The sequence below is a fragment of the Chitinophaga sp. genome, assembly GCF_039596455.1.
Classification (GTDB): Bacteria; Bacteroidota; Bacteroidia; order Chitinophagales; family Chitinophagaceae; genus Chitinophaga.
The window spans coordinates 140484-155239 of sequence record NZ_JBCNJR010000007.1 but is presented as its reverse complement, the minus strand read 5'-3'; the positions used below and the strand labels follow the sequence as shown (position 1 = coordinate 155239).

Genomic DNA, 14756 nt, shown 5'->3' with positions numbered 1-14756 from the left:
ACACTAATGCGGCAGCTTCTCCCTTAAATACCCGTACACCCACGTACCCGCTATGGCACTGAGAAGCGTAACGGCAACCACCGAAGCCCCCACCCCTATCTGTGCAAAAAGCGGCCCCGGGCAGGCCCCGGTAAGAGCCCAGCCCAGGCCGAATATGATTCCCCCGTATACCTGTCCTTTGTTGAACTTTTTAGGAGCAATGGTGACCGGCTCTCCATATATGGTTTTAACCCTGAATTTTTTGATCAGCCAAACAGACAGCATCCCTACCGTCACCGCGCTTCCAATAATCCCGTACATGTGAAAAGACTGAAAACGGAACATCTCCTGTATCCGGAACCAGCTGATCACTTCTGCTTTTACGAATACAACACCGAACAGCAAGCCTGCGGCCAGGTATTTCAGATTGTGGTACCACTTGTGCTCCAGTCGGCTTTCATTGATGCATACCACATCCTGCCGGCGAACGTCATTACCCGCGCGGGCCATTACTTTTTCCTGCATGTTGTTGTTATTAAAGTGAAAGGATTGCCGGCAATATGTAGTTGGCCATGACAAGCCCGCCGGCCATAAAACTGACGGTAGCTACCAGAGACGGCCACTGGAGGTTAGACAGGCCCATGATAGCGTGGCCGCTGGTGCAGCCACCGGCATAGCGGGTACCGAAACCTACCAGGAAACCGCCCGCGACCATCACCAGCAGCCCTTTCAAGCTGAACAGCGTGCGCCAGTTGATAATGTCTTCAGGCACCAGGCTATTGTAATTGGTGATGCCATACCCGGCAAGCTCTTTCGCTAGCGCAGGGTTGACCGTCACGGGACCCGGGTTTGCCAGCAGGCGGGCTGCCAGCACCCCGCCCAGGAAAATACCTGCTACAAAAAACAGGTTCCAAACCTCCTTTTTCCAGTTGTACCTGAAAAAAGGAATATTGGCCGGCATGCACGATGCACAAATATGCCGGAGGGATGAACTGATACCGAAAGATTTATTTCCGATGATGAGCAGCAGCGGCACAGTTAATCCGATCAAAGGCCCCGCAATATACCAGGGCCAGGGTTGTTGTATGAACTCGAACATGTATGATGATCCGTTTTGTTAAACTACTTGACCGTTTTGCTCTGGCACGCATAGGCCGTTTTCGGAACAGCGGTTTTGGAAATGGCATTAAACCCACCTTCAATTTCCGTGAAGTTGCGGTACCCTCTTGCCTGTAAAATACTGGCCGCCATCATGCTGCGGTAACCGCCTGCACAATGCAGATAAAAGTGCTCCTTCGGATCAATCTCCTCGATCCAGCTGTTAATATCTGCCAGCGGCTTGTTAATGGCCGTTTCAACATGCTCGGCTTCATACTCGCTATTCTTCCGCACATCTATCACCTTGCCTTGTTTGTTTTCCTGCTCTTCCGCAAATTTTTCCGCGGTGATGCGGTGAACGGCATCCGTTTCTTTTCCTGCCGCTACCCAGGCGTCAAAACCGCCTTTCAAATGCCCAAGCACATTATCAAAACCAACCCGGCTCAGGCGGGTTACTGCTTCTTCTTCCTTGCCTGCCTCAGTTACCAGCAAAAGAGGCTGGTCCACATCTTTCACCATTGCCCCTACCCAAGGTGCAAAGTCGCCCCCCAGGCCGATATTGACAGATTGCGGAATGAACCGCTGCGCAAATGATTTATCGCTCCGCGTATCCAGTACCAGCGCGCCGGTTGCCTCAGCCAGTTGCTCAAACTCCGTTACTGAAAGCGGTTTCATGCCCTGGCTCAGCACTTCATCAAAGCTGTGGTAGCCCTTTTTGTTCATGGCCACATTCATGCTAAAGTAGGCCGGCGGCGGCAGCAGCCCGTCAGTAACTGCCTTTACAAAGGCCTCCTTGCCGGGCTGGTTCAATGCATAGTTCACTTTCTTCTGGTTGCCTAGCGTATCAACTGTTTCTTTCATCATGTTCTTTCCGCAGGCAGACCCGGCCCCATGCGCGGGATATACGATAATATCATCCGCCAGCGGAAGTATCTTGTTGTACAGGCTTTCATACAGCAACCCCGCCAGCTCATCCTGTGTCAGGTTAGCAGCTTTCTGCGCCAGGTCCGGCCGGCCTACGTCGCCGAGGAAAAGCGTATCGCCGCTGAACAAAGCGGTTTCTTTCCCGTTCTCATCTATTAGCAGGAAGCAGGAACTTTCCAGCGTATGGCCGGGCGTATGCAATACTTTGATCTTAACCTGCCCCAGCTCAAACACCTGGTTATCTTCCGCAACAATAGCGTCAAATGCAGGCGCGGCAGTTGGCCCGTAAACTATGGGCGCCTGTGTTGCGCGGCTGAGGTCAAGATGACCGCTTACGAAATCCGCGTGAAAATGGGTCTCAAATATGTATTTGAGCCGGGTGCCATCTTTCTTCAACCGGTCAAGGTATGGCTGGGTTTCCCGTAACGGGTCTATAATGGCTGCTTCTCCGTTGGAAGTGATGTAGTATGCGCCCTGTGCCAGACATCCCGTGTATATCTGTTCTATTTTCATGACTGAATATTTTTATGTGATCGACTTTACAAAGGTCTTTTGTTTAATATTGCTGTACAGCTACTTTTGTTACAAAGCGGGTAATATTTCCCTGACCAGGATGTAAATGCCCATTGCCAGCACCAGCCAGCCAAAGGCAGGCTTCAGCTTCTCGCCGTTCACTCTTTTGGACAAGGTGAAGCCAATGAAGATACCGGCAATGGCAAACGCAGTAATGAGCAGTAAAAAGCCCCAGTTCAACTGCGCTCCTCCTCCCTTGCCCAGGAAACCAATGAGCGAGTTCACTGCTATGATAACCAGGGATGTTCCTACGGCCTCCTTCATGGGAAGTTTGCTCAGCACCACCAGTGCGGGAATGATCAGGAAACCGCCCCCGGCGCCCACCAGCCCTGTCAGCGTTCCGGCCATCAGGCCCTGCAGGAGAATAAGCGGGTAGTTGAATTGCTGTTTAAGGGCTGCCCCTGCAACAACCGGCCGCTCTTTCCTTATCATGGAATAAGACGCGCCTGCCATAAGCAGTGCAAAAACCACCATCAGCAAGCTGCTGCTGGTTACCGTGTAATCTCCCATCTGCCATATTTCCCGCGGAATGGCCGGCACCAGGCAGGCCCTTGTCAGAAAAACAGCTGCAATGGAGGGTATTCCGAAAACGATGGCTGTTTTGACATTCACCAGCCCCTTCCTGAAATAAGGGACCGCACCGGCTGCACTGGTAACACCTACAATAAACAGGGAATAAGCCGTTGCCTGCATGGCATCTATCCCGAATGCATACACCAGCAAGGGCACTGTTAATATACTGCCACCTCCGCCGATGATGCCTAATGATATCCCTATCAGCACTGATGCGATGTAACCCGGTAGTTCCATGTGTTTCAGATTGATGGCACAAAAGTGCATCAACCAGATAACGGCTACAGCTACTTTAGTTACAAAAGGGTAATTTTATTCCGCCCCAGCGTTACAACACCATCCTCTTCCAGCTGCTTCAGCAGCCGCGATACCACTACCCTCGCGGTGCCCAGCTCATTAGCCAGTTGTTCATGCGTGGTTTGCACTGTTTTGGACGATGCCAGCTCAGACTTCTTGCGAAGCAGGTCCAGGAGCCGCTCATCTACCTTCTTGAAGGCAATGGCATTGACCACCTCCAGCAACTCTTCAAAACGCTTGTGGTATAGCCGGAAAATATAATCCAGCCACTGCGGGTACAACCTGATGAAATGGGGCACCTTTTCAATGGGCAGAAAAAGAATTTCCGCGTCTTCCTCCACTTCCGCCTTCACCTTGCTCGTTTCATTATGCAGCCCTCCCAGGAAAGACATAATGCAGCTCTCACCTGCCTTGATATAATACAGCAATATCTCCTTCCCCTCTTCCTCCGTTCTGACTACGCGCATGGCTCCCCTGGTAACAATGGGGATTGAACGGATGGAAGCGTTCTCATTCAGAATGACCGTGCCGGCCTTGTATTCCTTTTGCAGGCCGTATTTGTATAATTCCTCCAGCAGCTCCGGGGAAGAGCGGAATTCAGGTATTTGTTCCAGATGCTCCATAATACAAATTTACGTTTTCAGGGATTTACACAGTTGACGCTGATCATCAGGATAACCCATGCTGGTCATTTCCTCAAAAAAATTTGCCTCAATAACCCTAAACAATTATATTTGTCTACAAAATCAATAGACTAACCATATTATGCATCACTTCAACTGGATCGCACTATCCATTGGCGGGTTCCTGTTCTTTATAGGGCTGGAGTACGTGATATCCCGCAGAACGGGAAAGAACTACTTTCAGTTTGCCGAATCCATTGCCAACCTCAATGTTGGCATAGCCGAGCGGTTGCTGGACATTTTTGTGACGGGCTTGTTCTATTTCTTTTTTGATTACATCTACCGCAATTTTGCGCTCTGGCATATCAAACCAACCTGGTACACCTGGTTCCTGCTTTTCCTGGTTACAGACTTTGTATGGTACTGGTACCACCGCCTGGCGCATGAAGTGAACATTCTCTGGGCGGCGCATGTGGTGCACCACCAAAGTGAAGATTTCAATTACACCGTATCAGCCAGGATCACGGTGTTCCAGGCGGCCGCACGTTCCCTCTTTTGGGCGGTATTGCCGCTGGCGGGCTTTCCGCCGGCCATGATCACCTCCCTCCTGCTGGTGCACGGCCTTTACCCTTTCTTCATCCACACCCAAACCATTGGCAAGCTGGGCATCCTGGAATACTTTATGGTAACGCCCTCCCATCACCGCGTACATCATAGCTCCAATGAAAAGTACCTGGACAAAAACTATGGGGACGTGCTGATCATCTGGGACAAGCTGTTCGGCACCTTCACCCCGGAACAGGAGGAAGAGCCCTGCATATATGGCCTCACCAAACCCCTGAAAAGCCACAGCTTCCTCTGGCAGCAATTCCATTTCATGCTGGAGCTGCTCACGGCCTTTAAACGGGCAGGCAGCTGGAAAGCGCGCTGGAAGGTGATATTCGGCAAACCTGACGATATTGACCCTGACATCCGTGGGCAACTGGAAGCGGTATGGTTGCGGAAAACGGAAGCGCGGAAACAAACAAAGTTCCAGCGCATTTACATCATCATACAAACGGTGATCAGCATCAGCCTGCTGTTTGTGGCCACCTTGCTGGAAGCCTACATTCCCACGGGCCTGAATATATTTATAGTTCTGTTCATTTTGCTCAGCCTCGTTAACACCGGCGCCATACTGGAGCAGAAAAAATGGTTCTTCTACCTGGAGTATGCGCGCATGATGCTCATTGCGGTTACATTCCTGGTGTACTTCCCGCACCTGTACGTATTTGCCAGCGTACTGCTGTTTGCTGGACTGGTAACGTTTTATTTCTCGCGCATCGAAAGATCTTTGCACCGCCTGTTATTTCAGCGGGCGCAATAATATTGTCGTGTGGCCGAGTGGTTAGGTAAAGGCCTGCAAAGCCTTTCACGGTGGTTCGAATCCACCCACGGCTACATAGCCGGGAAAATGCTGTAAATACGGCATTTTCCCGGCTTTTATTTTTGCTCCTATACCGCTGACGTGAATCATGGGTGGCGGGCATTACCGTGCCCCATCTGTTGATCAGGATCATTCAGCCTCTGTTCCCCCGTCATTTTCCTGGAGCCATGGTTCATCTACTTTCGTATCAAAACCTCACGATATGAAAAAAATAATAGCCGCCGTAGATGCCCTTAACTTTTCGGAACTGGAGCTCCGCAGTTATAAGTACCTGGCTGACAAAGCCCGGGGAGAGCTCACTGTGCTGTTCCTGGAAAATATCGTAGGCGAATACGCCGTTCCCGCAAACCCTGAAAGCGCGCTGGTTGACTATGACGAAATTTTCCGCAAAAGCGTGAGGGAAAGGCAGGAAAAAGCCCGGCGAAACATACACCAGCTGAAAAACTTCTACAGGGACAGCGGCATGGACATAACCGTACGTGAACTAACGGGCATGCCGGCAGCCGACGTTATTCCGGAAACCCGCTTTGCAGACTTGCTGCTGGTACGCAGCACTACCTCCTTTGCCCAGCTGCCTGACTCCAACCCGCCGGGGTTTGTGAAAGACCTGCTGGCAGATGCGCGCTGCCCGGTAATGGTTATTCCGGAACATGTGCACTACATCCGCCAACTCATATTTTCCTATAACGGCTCTGATTCCTCCGTATACGCCCTACGCCAGTTTTCGCAAATATTCGAAGAGCTCAGCGACGTTCCGGTACGGGTGATTTATGTGGAGGAAAAAGATCAGGCGCAGATACCGCAGGGGAAACTGCTAAAAGACTACCTGCGCCACCATTATGAAGACATATCCTTTGAAACCCTGCAGGGAGCGCCCTCTGCCGAGCTGCTGGCTACAGTGGTACACAAGACCGACAGTATTATGACCCTGGGCGCCTATGGCCGCAGCAGGACCTCCCGCTTTTTTCACCGCAGCGATGCGGACAGCATCTTGCGCACCGCCAATATCCCGCTCTTCATCACACATCCATAAACCCGCAATTATGAAAGGTATAGTACTATATAAAGGGAAATACGGCGCTACCATGCAGTACGCCATCTGGATAGCGGCTGCCTTGAACACCCAGGCGGTGAAAGCTGACCTTGCCGGTGAAACCCATCTTGCCGGGCTGGACTATGTAATAATTGGAACGAGCGTATACATCGGCAAGCTGCAAATAGCCAATTGGCTCGGGAAACATGCATCCTGGCTCAAGGGAAAAAAGCTGGTCTTCTTCATTGTAGCAGGCACACCGCCTCATGAAACAGAGAAGCTGCGCGGCTACTATGAAGGCGGCGTACCCGTGCAGTTGAGGCATCAGGCCAGCGTTTATTTCCTCCCCGGCAGCCTGCGGTTCAGGAAGCTGTCTCTTATGGACAAGCTGATGCTCACATTAGGCTCCCGCATGGCAAAACGGCGCGGGGAAAATATCCATACGGAAGACTATAACAACGTATCCAGGGAGCACATCCAGCCCATTGTGAACGAGTTACGTGATCTCCAACAGGAAGCGCAACGCTAAAACCTATCATCATGAAAATATTCATCACCGAAGAATTTCTGCTGGAGTCCATCCAGAATGAGTTCAGGGCGGTGTACCCGAACCTGAAAATCCTGTTCTTCAAAAACCCTCACGCCGCCTATGAAGGCAGCCTGCCGTCTGAATTGCTGCCCTCCGGTACGCCAATAGACGAGATACGCAACATTCATGCTGCCGGCTGGATAGATATTGGGCCACAGGTAACAGCAAAGCAGCTGGAGCGGCAGTTCCTGCGGCAGTTGGGGCTGAACGCCCAGGTTTTCAGGCGCTCAGGGGCGGCATGGCTGGAAACCACTGCTACTGACGACCGTACGCTGCAGGAACTGGAGGCCCTGGCATCCCAGATTCCGGCCGGACCTGAAATTCCGGAAACGGACCTAAACGAACAAACATGAAATATCCAATCTTACTCCTGCTAGGCATCACCTTGCTCCTGGGCGGATGTTATTCCACCAGGCCCACAGGATACTGGACATCTCCGGAGCTCACCCGGCAAACCTACCAGAAAATTCTTGTGCTGGGCATGATGCCTGACCCGCTTTTGCGGGGACGGATGGAAGCGCATATTGCCGGAGACCTTACAGATATAGGTATTCCTGCCGTAACGGCCAGCGCCGGGTTTGATACGTTTTCTTTCATCAGAACGGAAGACAAGGATGTGATGCGCCAATTTTCAGAAGCCGGGATAGACGGCGTACTGACCATTTCGCTGTTGAATAAAAGCACTGAGGGCTTCTTTCTCCCCGGAAGCCTCTACTACCTGTTGTCAGATCAATATGCAAAAGACTACTTCCGCCTGTTTGCCCCCGAATTTTACAAGGAAGCCGATCAATACCTTTTTGAAAGCAACTTTTACTGCGTAAAAAAAGGCCGGCGCCTGTTTGCCACCCAAACCATGACTTTCGATCCCGCTTCACTGGAAAAAATGGCGCATGAATACGGTAAAGTGGTTACCAGGGAGCTCCGCAAGCATGGCATTGTATCACGGCAGTGACGGCCGGGCATGACCCGATGATACGCCGCGCGTTTTCAGCCCGGTATGTTTTAAATTTAGGCATCAAACATCCTGATATGACAAACATCCTGGTTGTACTGGACGGCCTTAATTTCTCCATTTCACAGGCGGGGCCCATTGAATATATTGCGCGGCTGGCCCACGGGACACTGAAAATCATTTTACTGGACGTTATTCCGCCTCCCCTTCCCACATTACTTCCTGCCGTGGCAGACAGTATGTATTACAGTAATGAGGCTGCAGATGAACATATTGCAGAACTTCAGCAGGAGGTCCGGCAGCATGCGGAGGAACTAAAGGCCTTGCTATCGGCAAAAGGCATGGAATATACTTTCACTACGGTTACCGCCCGGCCCGTTGAGACGGTGGTGCACGAGAGCCGCTTTGCGGATATCCTGCTGGTGCCCCATACTTTGTCTCTTTCAGGCATCCGTGACAGCGAGCCGCCGCGGGCTATCCGGCAAATACTGGAAAAGGCGGAATGCCCCGTTCTCACACTTCCCGCTACCATGCAGGACATTAAAGAAACGGTATTGGCATATAACGGTACGCATTCTTCCATGCTCGCCATCCGCAACTTCTTCCGGTTGTTTCCTGCCCTGGGCTTACGTAAGGTAACCGTTATGTACGTCAATGAAAACGGGGATGATACTGTACCTGATGAAGAGTTGCTACGGCAATACCTGGCAGGCATTTGCCGCAAGCTGACATTCCAGACGCTGCATGGAAGCCCTTCGGCTTCCCTCAAGGTATGCCTCCAGTTCAGGAGGAACATCGTCATTACCCTTGGCGCCTATGGCAGAAGCAGGGCCTCACGCTTTTTCCGGGAAAGCCAGGCAGACAGCCTGCTGGAACTTCAGCATGCCTATTTCTTCATTTCTCACCAGTAAGCGTATTTTTATTCACCCAGCAAGGTGAACCGTTTGAAGATCTTTTTCCTTTTGGCCTGATACTTCAGGGAAGCATAATGGCGGAGGTGGGCCAGGGCCTCTTCCGGGCTGTCTGTTACAAGAATATAGTTGAGGTCGGCCGGCGATATCATACTTTCCCTGACCATAACGTCCAGCATATCCGCAATTGCATGCCAGTATTCAGTTCCCATCAGCACAATCGGGAAATCCAGTATTTTTTGCGTCTGGATGAGGGTCAATGCTTCAAAAAATTCGTCCAGCGTACCTATGCCGCCGGGCATAATAACAAATCCGTAAGAGTACTTGAACATCAGCACTTTCCTGACAAAGAAATAACGGCAGTTGAAATAGGCGTCAAGCCATGGGTTGGGCCGCTGTTCGTGCAGCAAGCGGATGTTGCACCCTACGGCCGTACCACCGGCTTCCGACGCTCCCCGGCTGGCCGCCTCCATAATTCCCGGCCCGCCGCCGGTCATTACCGCAAACCCCAGGCCTGCAATGCCTTTGCCCATGGCTACGGCATTATTGTAATAAACGCTTCCCGGGCGTACCCGCGCTGAGCCAAACACCGCAATACAAGGCCGTACAAAGTGAAAAACCCTGAACCCGCGTATAAATTCGCCAATGATCTGTAGCAGGAAAAAAAACTCACGCAACCGTGATCTGGGACCTTCCAGGAAATACCTTTCCTCTTTATGGAACGCTTCCTTGTCTTGTGCGCCCGCAGGGGGAGACTGGGTGGTAACTGACATCATTTTTATTTTCACGAAAGTTCGCTCCCGTAACTGTCCGTGGAAAGAGCGCCCGTCATGCGCTTCTATGATTGCGATCAATGCAGCATTCTCTTTGCCTCTCCTGCTGACCGGGATCATGACATACGTCCCCCAAAATCATTGCCCGCATGCCGCTCATTCCGGAAATTAGGGGTGTTATTCACGCTCAAAAATCTGTTGTATGCAAATCACATATCCACGCGAAAGCACAGCACGCCGGCAAGAGCCGTTGCTCACCGCCGCGGAGATTGCCTGGGGCGTAACTATAGCCGCCGCCTGGCTGGGCCTGCCATATCTCCGGGCATTGTTAACATTCTTGCTGGAAATAATCTATGACTGGTTCCTGGTATTTGTACATTAACCTGCTAAACCTTTTAAGTCATGAAAACCGAATCATACGTTGTACAGCTATTCCATAAAGGCAAAACATGGCGCCTGCCGGTAAAGGTGCAGGAATTGGGGGCCGGTTTCAAGATCAGTGCGGAAATAGAAGAAAAAGAGATCTGTTTTGCCCGGGACGATCATGACGGCCTGCGGGCTATCAATCACCAGGAAGATTTTGACCCGCAATTCCTTTACCTGCTGGCCCGGGAGATACAGCGGCTGCGCCAGTCAGACAGATGAATGGGTAATACGTTGATCTTATTTCCGCTTGTCCATAGCCACACGCAGGGCATTGATTTCTTCCTGTTGGGCGGCCTGTTTTTTTGCCTGCTGCTCCAACTGCTTTTGCTGGTCTATCAGGTACAATGTCAGCTCCTCCACCTTTTTCAGCAACTTCTTATTCATCTCGCCAAGGTCATGGCCTTGTTCTGCTACTTCAGCGGCTGAAGGGATTTCCGGCAGATGTTGATGCTTACTGATATACTGGGCTACATACTCCAATGATGGCAAAATATAATTTTTATCAAAGACGTAATCCGGCCACGCGGTCAAATTCTCGCTCACCTTCACCTTTTTTGCCAAAATCCCTCCATTGACAGTAAGTTTTGCATTTGTTATATCCGTACCAATGCCCACGTTGCCGGTGGCCCTTGCAATAACCAAAGGCGCGCCCAGATAGTTGCCGGCATCGTCGTACGAAAAAATGGCAAAGTTGCTACCGGTATTGTTGCCTGTTTCCAATTGATGATACCCCAGTGCAAACCTTGGCAGATCTTGCGTGTTGTGCAGGCTATACAACCTGGAGCCATACTGACCTGCTTCCTGCTTTGCTATGTATGAAGCGGCGGCGGTATTTCCGTTAATCTGCAAGGCGGAATAACCATCATCAACAGTTCCATTGATCAGGGCACGGGGCGTTGCATTAGTCAGTACTTCCACCCAATTATCCCATGTCCCCCCTACCTGTGAGCGGAGAAACATCCGGTTCCTGTTATAGGTCAATCCGGTGGCTATCTGTGTACCCCATAACGGGCCATCTGCTGAGCCATTCCGGTGCCTGATATTGATTACGCTCCACCAGTCTGTGGGTAGCGGCGAGTAATGTGGGTTGGGCGTTCTACCTATAGTCCCTAAAAAATGCTTGCTGGTTGTAACTGAATCATTAAAACTCGCGGCATCTCCTTCCAGCGTAACAGCATTTACCTGGGCAAAAGAACGGTTTGACACAAACAGGAAAGTCAAGATGAGGAAAAGGGCGTTTCTAGGCATAGGGTACATTTTATCCGGGTTAAACTCGAATTTAATAAAAAAGCGTATCATTTCCGATACGCTTTCCCAATCTCTTTATTTATCCCTTACACACCTGAACCCCAAATTATTGCTGGCACTGCTGATCTCGCCCTTGCCCCTGCTGCCGGCGCGGTACCGGATGCAATACTGGTCACTGCAAAGGAAAGACCCTCCCCGTTGTACCCGCTTCACGGCACCGGGCTCATCAGGGTCATAACTGTCTGAAGGGCCTTTAGGGTTCTGGCTCGGGCTCTGTGCATAATAGTCCGGGCGGTAAAAGTCTTCACACCATTCCCATACATTACCGTCCATATCATACAGGCCAAAGGCATTGGGCGGGTAACTTTTTACCGGGGCCACGGCGGAGAAGCCGTCTTCCAGGGTATTACCGGAGGGGAAATTGCCCTGGAAAATATTGGCGGTCCATTTACCGCCGGGTTTCAGTTCATTGCCCCAGTAATAGTTTGTATGACGCGCGCCGGCACGGGCCGCATATTCCCATTCCGCTTCCGTAGGCAGCCGTTTACCCGCCCATTTAGCGTAAGCGGCGGCATCGGAATATGCGATATGTACTACAGGGTCATTATCCTTGCCGGCAATGCTGCTGCCTTCTCCGAACGGATGCTGCCAGTTGGCGCCTGGCACGTACTCCCACCACTGCAGAGGATTGTCTAGCGATACGGGTTGCGACGGCGGGGTGAACACGGCAGAAGAGGGCACCAGCTTTTCCGTGGGAACGCCGGGATAATCAGCCGGGTTGAGCGGCAGCTCCGATACGGTTTTATAGCCGGTGGCTTTTACAAACTCGGCAAACTGGGCATTGGTCACCTCATGCTCGTCCATCCAGAAATCACTGACGGTAACGGTATGTACAGGGCGGCTGTCAGGGAACTCGTCCGAACCCATTTCAAAAGCCCCGCCCTTGACAAGCACCATGCCGGTGGTAGAGCCGGTGGTGGCAGGTTTTTCAGCAGCAACGCTGTCTGTGGTGTTCTTTTCGGTCCCGGCGGAACGTGGCTGGCAGGCAGCCAGTGCCAGCACTGGCCATACAAGTTGAATTAAACGCATGATAATGTTTTTCTACGGATGAGCGGGCGGTTGTGTAAAACAAATAACTTTTTCTGCAAAAAGCAAACAATTGTTACCTGCTGTTGCAAATAAAGATCAACACGCATGAGACTGCGCACCAGCCGCCGCATTAGGCGCCCCGTACAGCAGCTTTTCCAGCACGCCGTGCAGCACCCTTATTTCCACAGGTTTGCGAATATACCCGTCCATGCCCATGGAAATATATTCCTGCTCCTGTTCCTTGAAGGCATCTGAAGAAACGGCTACAATAGGGATATGTTTGAGCAGTTCGTGCTGCCGGAGGTTAAAAAACGTTTCACGCCCGCTCATGACGGGCATGTGAAGATCCATCAGTATCACGTCCGGCAGTATCTGGCGGGCCAGCTCAATGCCTTCCAGGCCGTTTTTAGCAAAGCCGGTCTGGGTAATGCCGATACGGGCCAGGAAATGTTTCATAATGGTATGGTCAATAGCGTTATCGTCCATCACCAGTACTTTGGTATTGACAGGCAGCAGCGTCAGCTCTCCCGTGGTTTGCGGGCCGCTCTCCGTACTGATCTGCAACGGCAGGGCTATGAGGAAGTTGCTGCCTTCGCCTTGCTGGCTGCTCACTTCTATGGAACCGCCCATCAGCTCCACCTTTCGTTTCGCAATGGCCAGGCCCAGGCCGCTGCCGCCAAACTGCCGGTATACGTCACGGTCTCCCTGCTCAAAGGGTTTGAATATAGCACTCAGCTGCTGGGCGGGAATACCTCGCCCCTCATCACACACCTGTATGAACACATTGCGCATGTTGTGGAAGCAGCGCACGCGGATGTTTTTTTCCGAGGGGGTGAACTTGATGGAGTTGGATAGCAGGTTGTTGACCACCTGCCCCAGCATCAGCTTGTCTCCGAGTATCATTTCAGGAAAGCGCCCATCTATTTCAAGGTGGATGAACACTGATTTTTTGCTGGCTATGCTCTGGTAAATGTTGACGGTATTCTGCAGCCACTCCCGCAGGGAGAAGGCGCTCATTTTTACTTCATCTGTTTTGCCGGCTTCAATTTTGCTCAGTTCCAGCACGCTGTTTACCAGCTCCAGTATGTTGTGGCTGGTGGCATGCAGGTTTCTGGCCATCTGCCTGATCCTGGCGTCTGAATCGGGCTGGCCCAGGGCCTCTGTCAGCAGTTCGCCGATGCCCATAATGGTGTTGAGCGGCGTACGTATTTCATGGCTTAGCTCGCTGATGAACTGGGTCTTGGCATCGTTGGCGGTTTGCAGGGCCATGGTGCGGTCATGCACCAGGTCTTCCAGCTCTTCACTGTATTTTGCCAGCTCCATACGCTGTGCCAGCACCTCATTGCGGCTGCGTACCAGGGCCGTATTGCGGCTGCGCAATACACGCAGCAGGTCCATGATGTTACGCTGGTAAAGGCTGATAGCAAGATAGTTGAGAAATAACACCACGGGCATCACCATCCACCGGTACATATTCTGTGTTTGGGCTGATAACGGCAAGGGCGCTACGATGCCGAAATAGTAGTTGAACTCCAGCGCTATGAGGCAAATAATAGGCATGGACACGCATATGATGCGCTGCGCTTTTTCCTGCGGGCGGCAAACCAGCAGCGCCACGCTCATCAAAAACACGGCCAGCAGCTGCACTTCAGTAACTCTGCCCAAAATGGCGCCGTAGTATAGTATGATCACAATGAAAATGGCCTGCAAACCTATGCGGGAAGCATTGAAATACCCACGGTAGTTGAGCCATATCATGCCAAAAAAAGCGGGACAAAAAACAAACACGGCGGGTATCAATATCAGCAGGGAACGCAGCAGGAGATAAAATGATATTCCATATATCGTTACCAATATGCCGGTAGCAAAACTTACAATGTTGACCACCCTTATTCTGCGGGCTTCTTCCTTGACAGATGTACGCGATGTGCCCAACTTGAAAATGTGCTGTAGCCTTGCGCGGAACGTTTGGGATATAAGAGTTGACATCACGAACAGGTTTAATTAAACAATAGGACTGACATTATCACTACCCAATAAAGACACGGTATTCAAAACACAGGGGATGATAAATTTTGGTTGTTATTTGCTCTTACTAAATTTAAGGAATACTGTCCTAATTTGCTAACGCGATATATACGTTGGCCGGCAGTTATCCGGATTTAAACAAAGAGAAAAAAGTTCCCCGCCCGTACCACATTATCAACCAGCATGTAATACTTGCGGAGCGGTTTTAAATGGA

Annotated in this window: 17 protein-coding genes and 1 tRNA gene; 9 read left to right on the top strand and 9 right to left on the bottom strand. The window is 51.2% G+C overall.

What is annotated here, in order from left to right; all coding sequences use genetic code 11:
• Window positions 1–3: 3 nt before the first annotated feature.
• The 5 genes from ABDW36_RS20045 to ABDW36_RS20025 all read right to left on the bottom strand — a co-directional run bounded on the left by ABDW36_RS20045 (window position 4) and on the right by ABDW36_RS20025 (window position 4067).
• Window positions 4–504, bottom strand: a complete 501-nt coding sequence (locus tag ABDW36_RS20045; RefSeq protein WP_343703700.1) for a DUF6691 family protein — start codon at window positions 502–504, stop codon at window positions 4–6.
• A 10-nt stretch (window positions 505–514) separates the two neighbouring features.
• Entirely contained in the window at window positions 515–1078 is a 564-nt protein-coding gene (locus ABDW36_RS20040) for a YeeE/YedE thiosulfate transporter family protein (RefSeq protein ID WP_343703699.1), read from the bottom strand.
• A 23-nt stretch (window positions 1079–1101) separates the two neighbouring features.
• Window positions 1102–2514 (bottom strand): MBL fold metallo-hydrolase, encoded by a 1413-nt coding sequence (locus tag ABDW36_RS20035; RefSeq protein WP_343703698.1) that lies wholly within the window; start codon window positions 2512–2514, stop codon window positions 1102–1104.
• 69 nt (window positions 2515–2583) lie between these two features.
• Window positions 2584–3384: a sulfite exporter TauE/SafE family protein gene (locus tag ABDW36_RS20030; RefSeq protein WP_343703697.1), complete on the bottom strand. Its 801-nt coding sequence runs from the start codon at window positions 3382–3384 to the stop codon at window positions 2584–2586.
• Window positions 3385–3443: 59 nt separating this feature from the next.
• Window positions 3444–4067: a Crp/Fnr family transcriptional regulator gene (locus ABDW36_RS20025; RefSeq protein WP_343703696.1), complete on the bottom strand. Its 624-nt coding sequence runs from the start codon at window positions 4065–4067 to the stop codon at window positions 3444–3446.
• Between the two features lie 142 nt (window positions 4068–4209).
• Here ABDW36_RS20025 and ABDW36_RS20020 point away from each other — a divergent pair, with 142 nt between their 5' ends.
• From ABDW36_RS20020 to ABDW36_RS19990, 7 genes are all read left to right on the top strand, one after another.
• Window positions 4210–5433, top strand: a complete 1224-nt coding sequence (locus ABDW36_RS20020; RefSeq protein WP_343703695.1) for a sterol desaturase family protein — start codon at window positions 4210–4212, stop codon at window positions 5431–5433.
• A gap of 4 nt (window positions 5434–5437) precedes the next feature.
• Window positions 5438–5507: transfer RNA gene (locus ABDW36_RS20015), tRNA-Cys, on the top strand.
• A 188-nt stretch (window positions 5508–5695) separates the two neighbouring features.
• Window positions 5696–6526 (top strand): universal stress protein, encoded by an 831-nt coding sequence (locus ABDW36_RS20010; RefSeq protein ID WP_343703694.1) that lies wholly within the window; start codon window positions 5696–5698, stop codon window positions 6524–6526.
• 10 nt (window positions 6527–6536) lie between these two features.
• On the top strand, window positions 6537–7055 hold the full coding sequence (locus ABDW36_RS20005) for a flavodoxin domain-containing protein (RefSeq protein WP_343703693.1): 519 nt from the start codon (window positions 6537–6539) through the stop codon (window positions 7053–7055).
• 11 nt (window positions 7056–7066) lie between these two features.
• Window positions 7067–7468 carry a hypothetical protein gene (locus ABDW36_RS20000; protein WP_343703692.1) on the top strand — a complete coding sequence of 134 codons (402 nt, stop codon included), beginning with the start codon at window positions 7067–7069 and terminating at the stop codon, window positions 7466–7468.
• Window positions 7465–8067 carry a hypothetical protein gene (locus ABDW36_RS19995; protein ID WP_343703691.1) on the top strand — a complete coding sequence of 201 codons (603 nt, stop codon included), beginning with the start codon at window positions 7465–7467 and terminating at the stop codon, window positions 8065–8067. Before ABDW36_RS20000 ends, ABDW36_RS19995 begins: the two co-directional genes overlap by 4 nt.
• A gap of 77 nt (window positions 8068–8144) precedes the next feature.
• Window positions 8145–8978 (top strand): hypothetical protein, encoded by an 834-nt coding sequence (locus ABDW36_RS19990; protein ID WP_343703690.1) that lies wholly within the window; start codon window positions 8145–8147, stop codon window positions 8976–8978.
• An 8-nt stretch (window positions 8979–8986) separates the two neighbouring features.
• Here ABDW36_RS19990 and ABDW36_RS19985 read toward each other — a convergent pair whose 3' ends face one another.
• A complete protein-coding gene (locus ABDW36_RS19985; protein ID WP_343703689.1) occupies window positions 8987–9832 on the bottom strand; it encodes a TIGR00730 family Rossman fold protein in 846 nt (281 codons plus the stop codon).
• Window positions 9833–9953: 121 nt separating this feature from the next.
• Between ABDW36_RS19985 and ABDW36_RS19980 the strand changes: the two genes are divergently transcribed.
• Window positions 9954–10133, top strand: a complete 180-nt coding sequence (locus ABDW36_RS19980; RefSeq protein WP_343703688.1) for a hypothetical protein — start codon at window positions 9954–9956, stop codon at window positions 10131–10133.
• Window positions 10134–10153: 20 nt separating this feature from the next.
• On the top strand, window positions 10154–10396 hold the full coding sequence (locus tag ABDW36_RS19975) for a hypothetical protein (protein WP_343703687.1): 243 nt from the start codon (window positions 10154–10156) through the stop codon (window positions 10394–10396).
• An 18-nt stretch (window positions 10397–10414) separates the two neighbouring features.
• On the opposite strand, the gene ABDW36_RS19970 is transcribed toward ABDW36_RS19975, so the two are convergent.
• The 3 genes from ABDW36_RS19970 to ABDW36_RS19960 form a co-directional block, all read right to left on the bottom strand.
• On the bottom strand, window positions 10415–11425 hold the full coding sequence (locus ABDW36_RS19970; RefSeq protein WP_343703686.1) for a pyocin knob domain-containing protein: 1011 nt from the start codon (window positions 11423–11425) through the stop codon (window positions 10415–10417).
• A gap of 75 nt (window positions 11426–11500) precedes the next feature.
• Window positions 11501–12514, bottom strand: coding sequence for a formylglycine-generating enzyme family protein (locus ABDW36_RS19965; protein WP_343703685.1), 1014 nt, complete (start codon window positions 12512–12514; stop codon window positions 11501–11503).
• Window positions 12515–12610: 96 nt separating this feature from the next.
• Window positions 12611–14503, bottom strand: coding sequence for an ATP-binding protein (locus tag ABDW36_RS19960; protein WP_343703684.1), 1893 nt, complete (start codon window positions 14501–14503; stop codon window positions 12611–12613).
• Window positions 14504–14756: the final 253 nt, after the last annotated feature.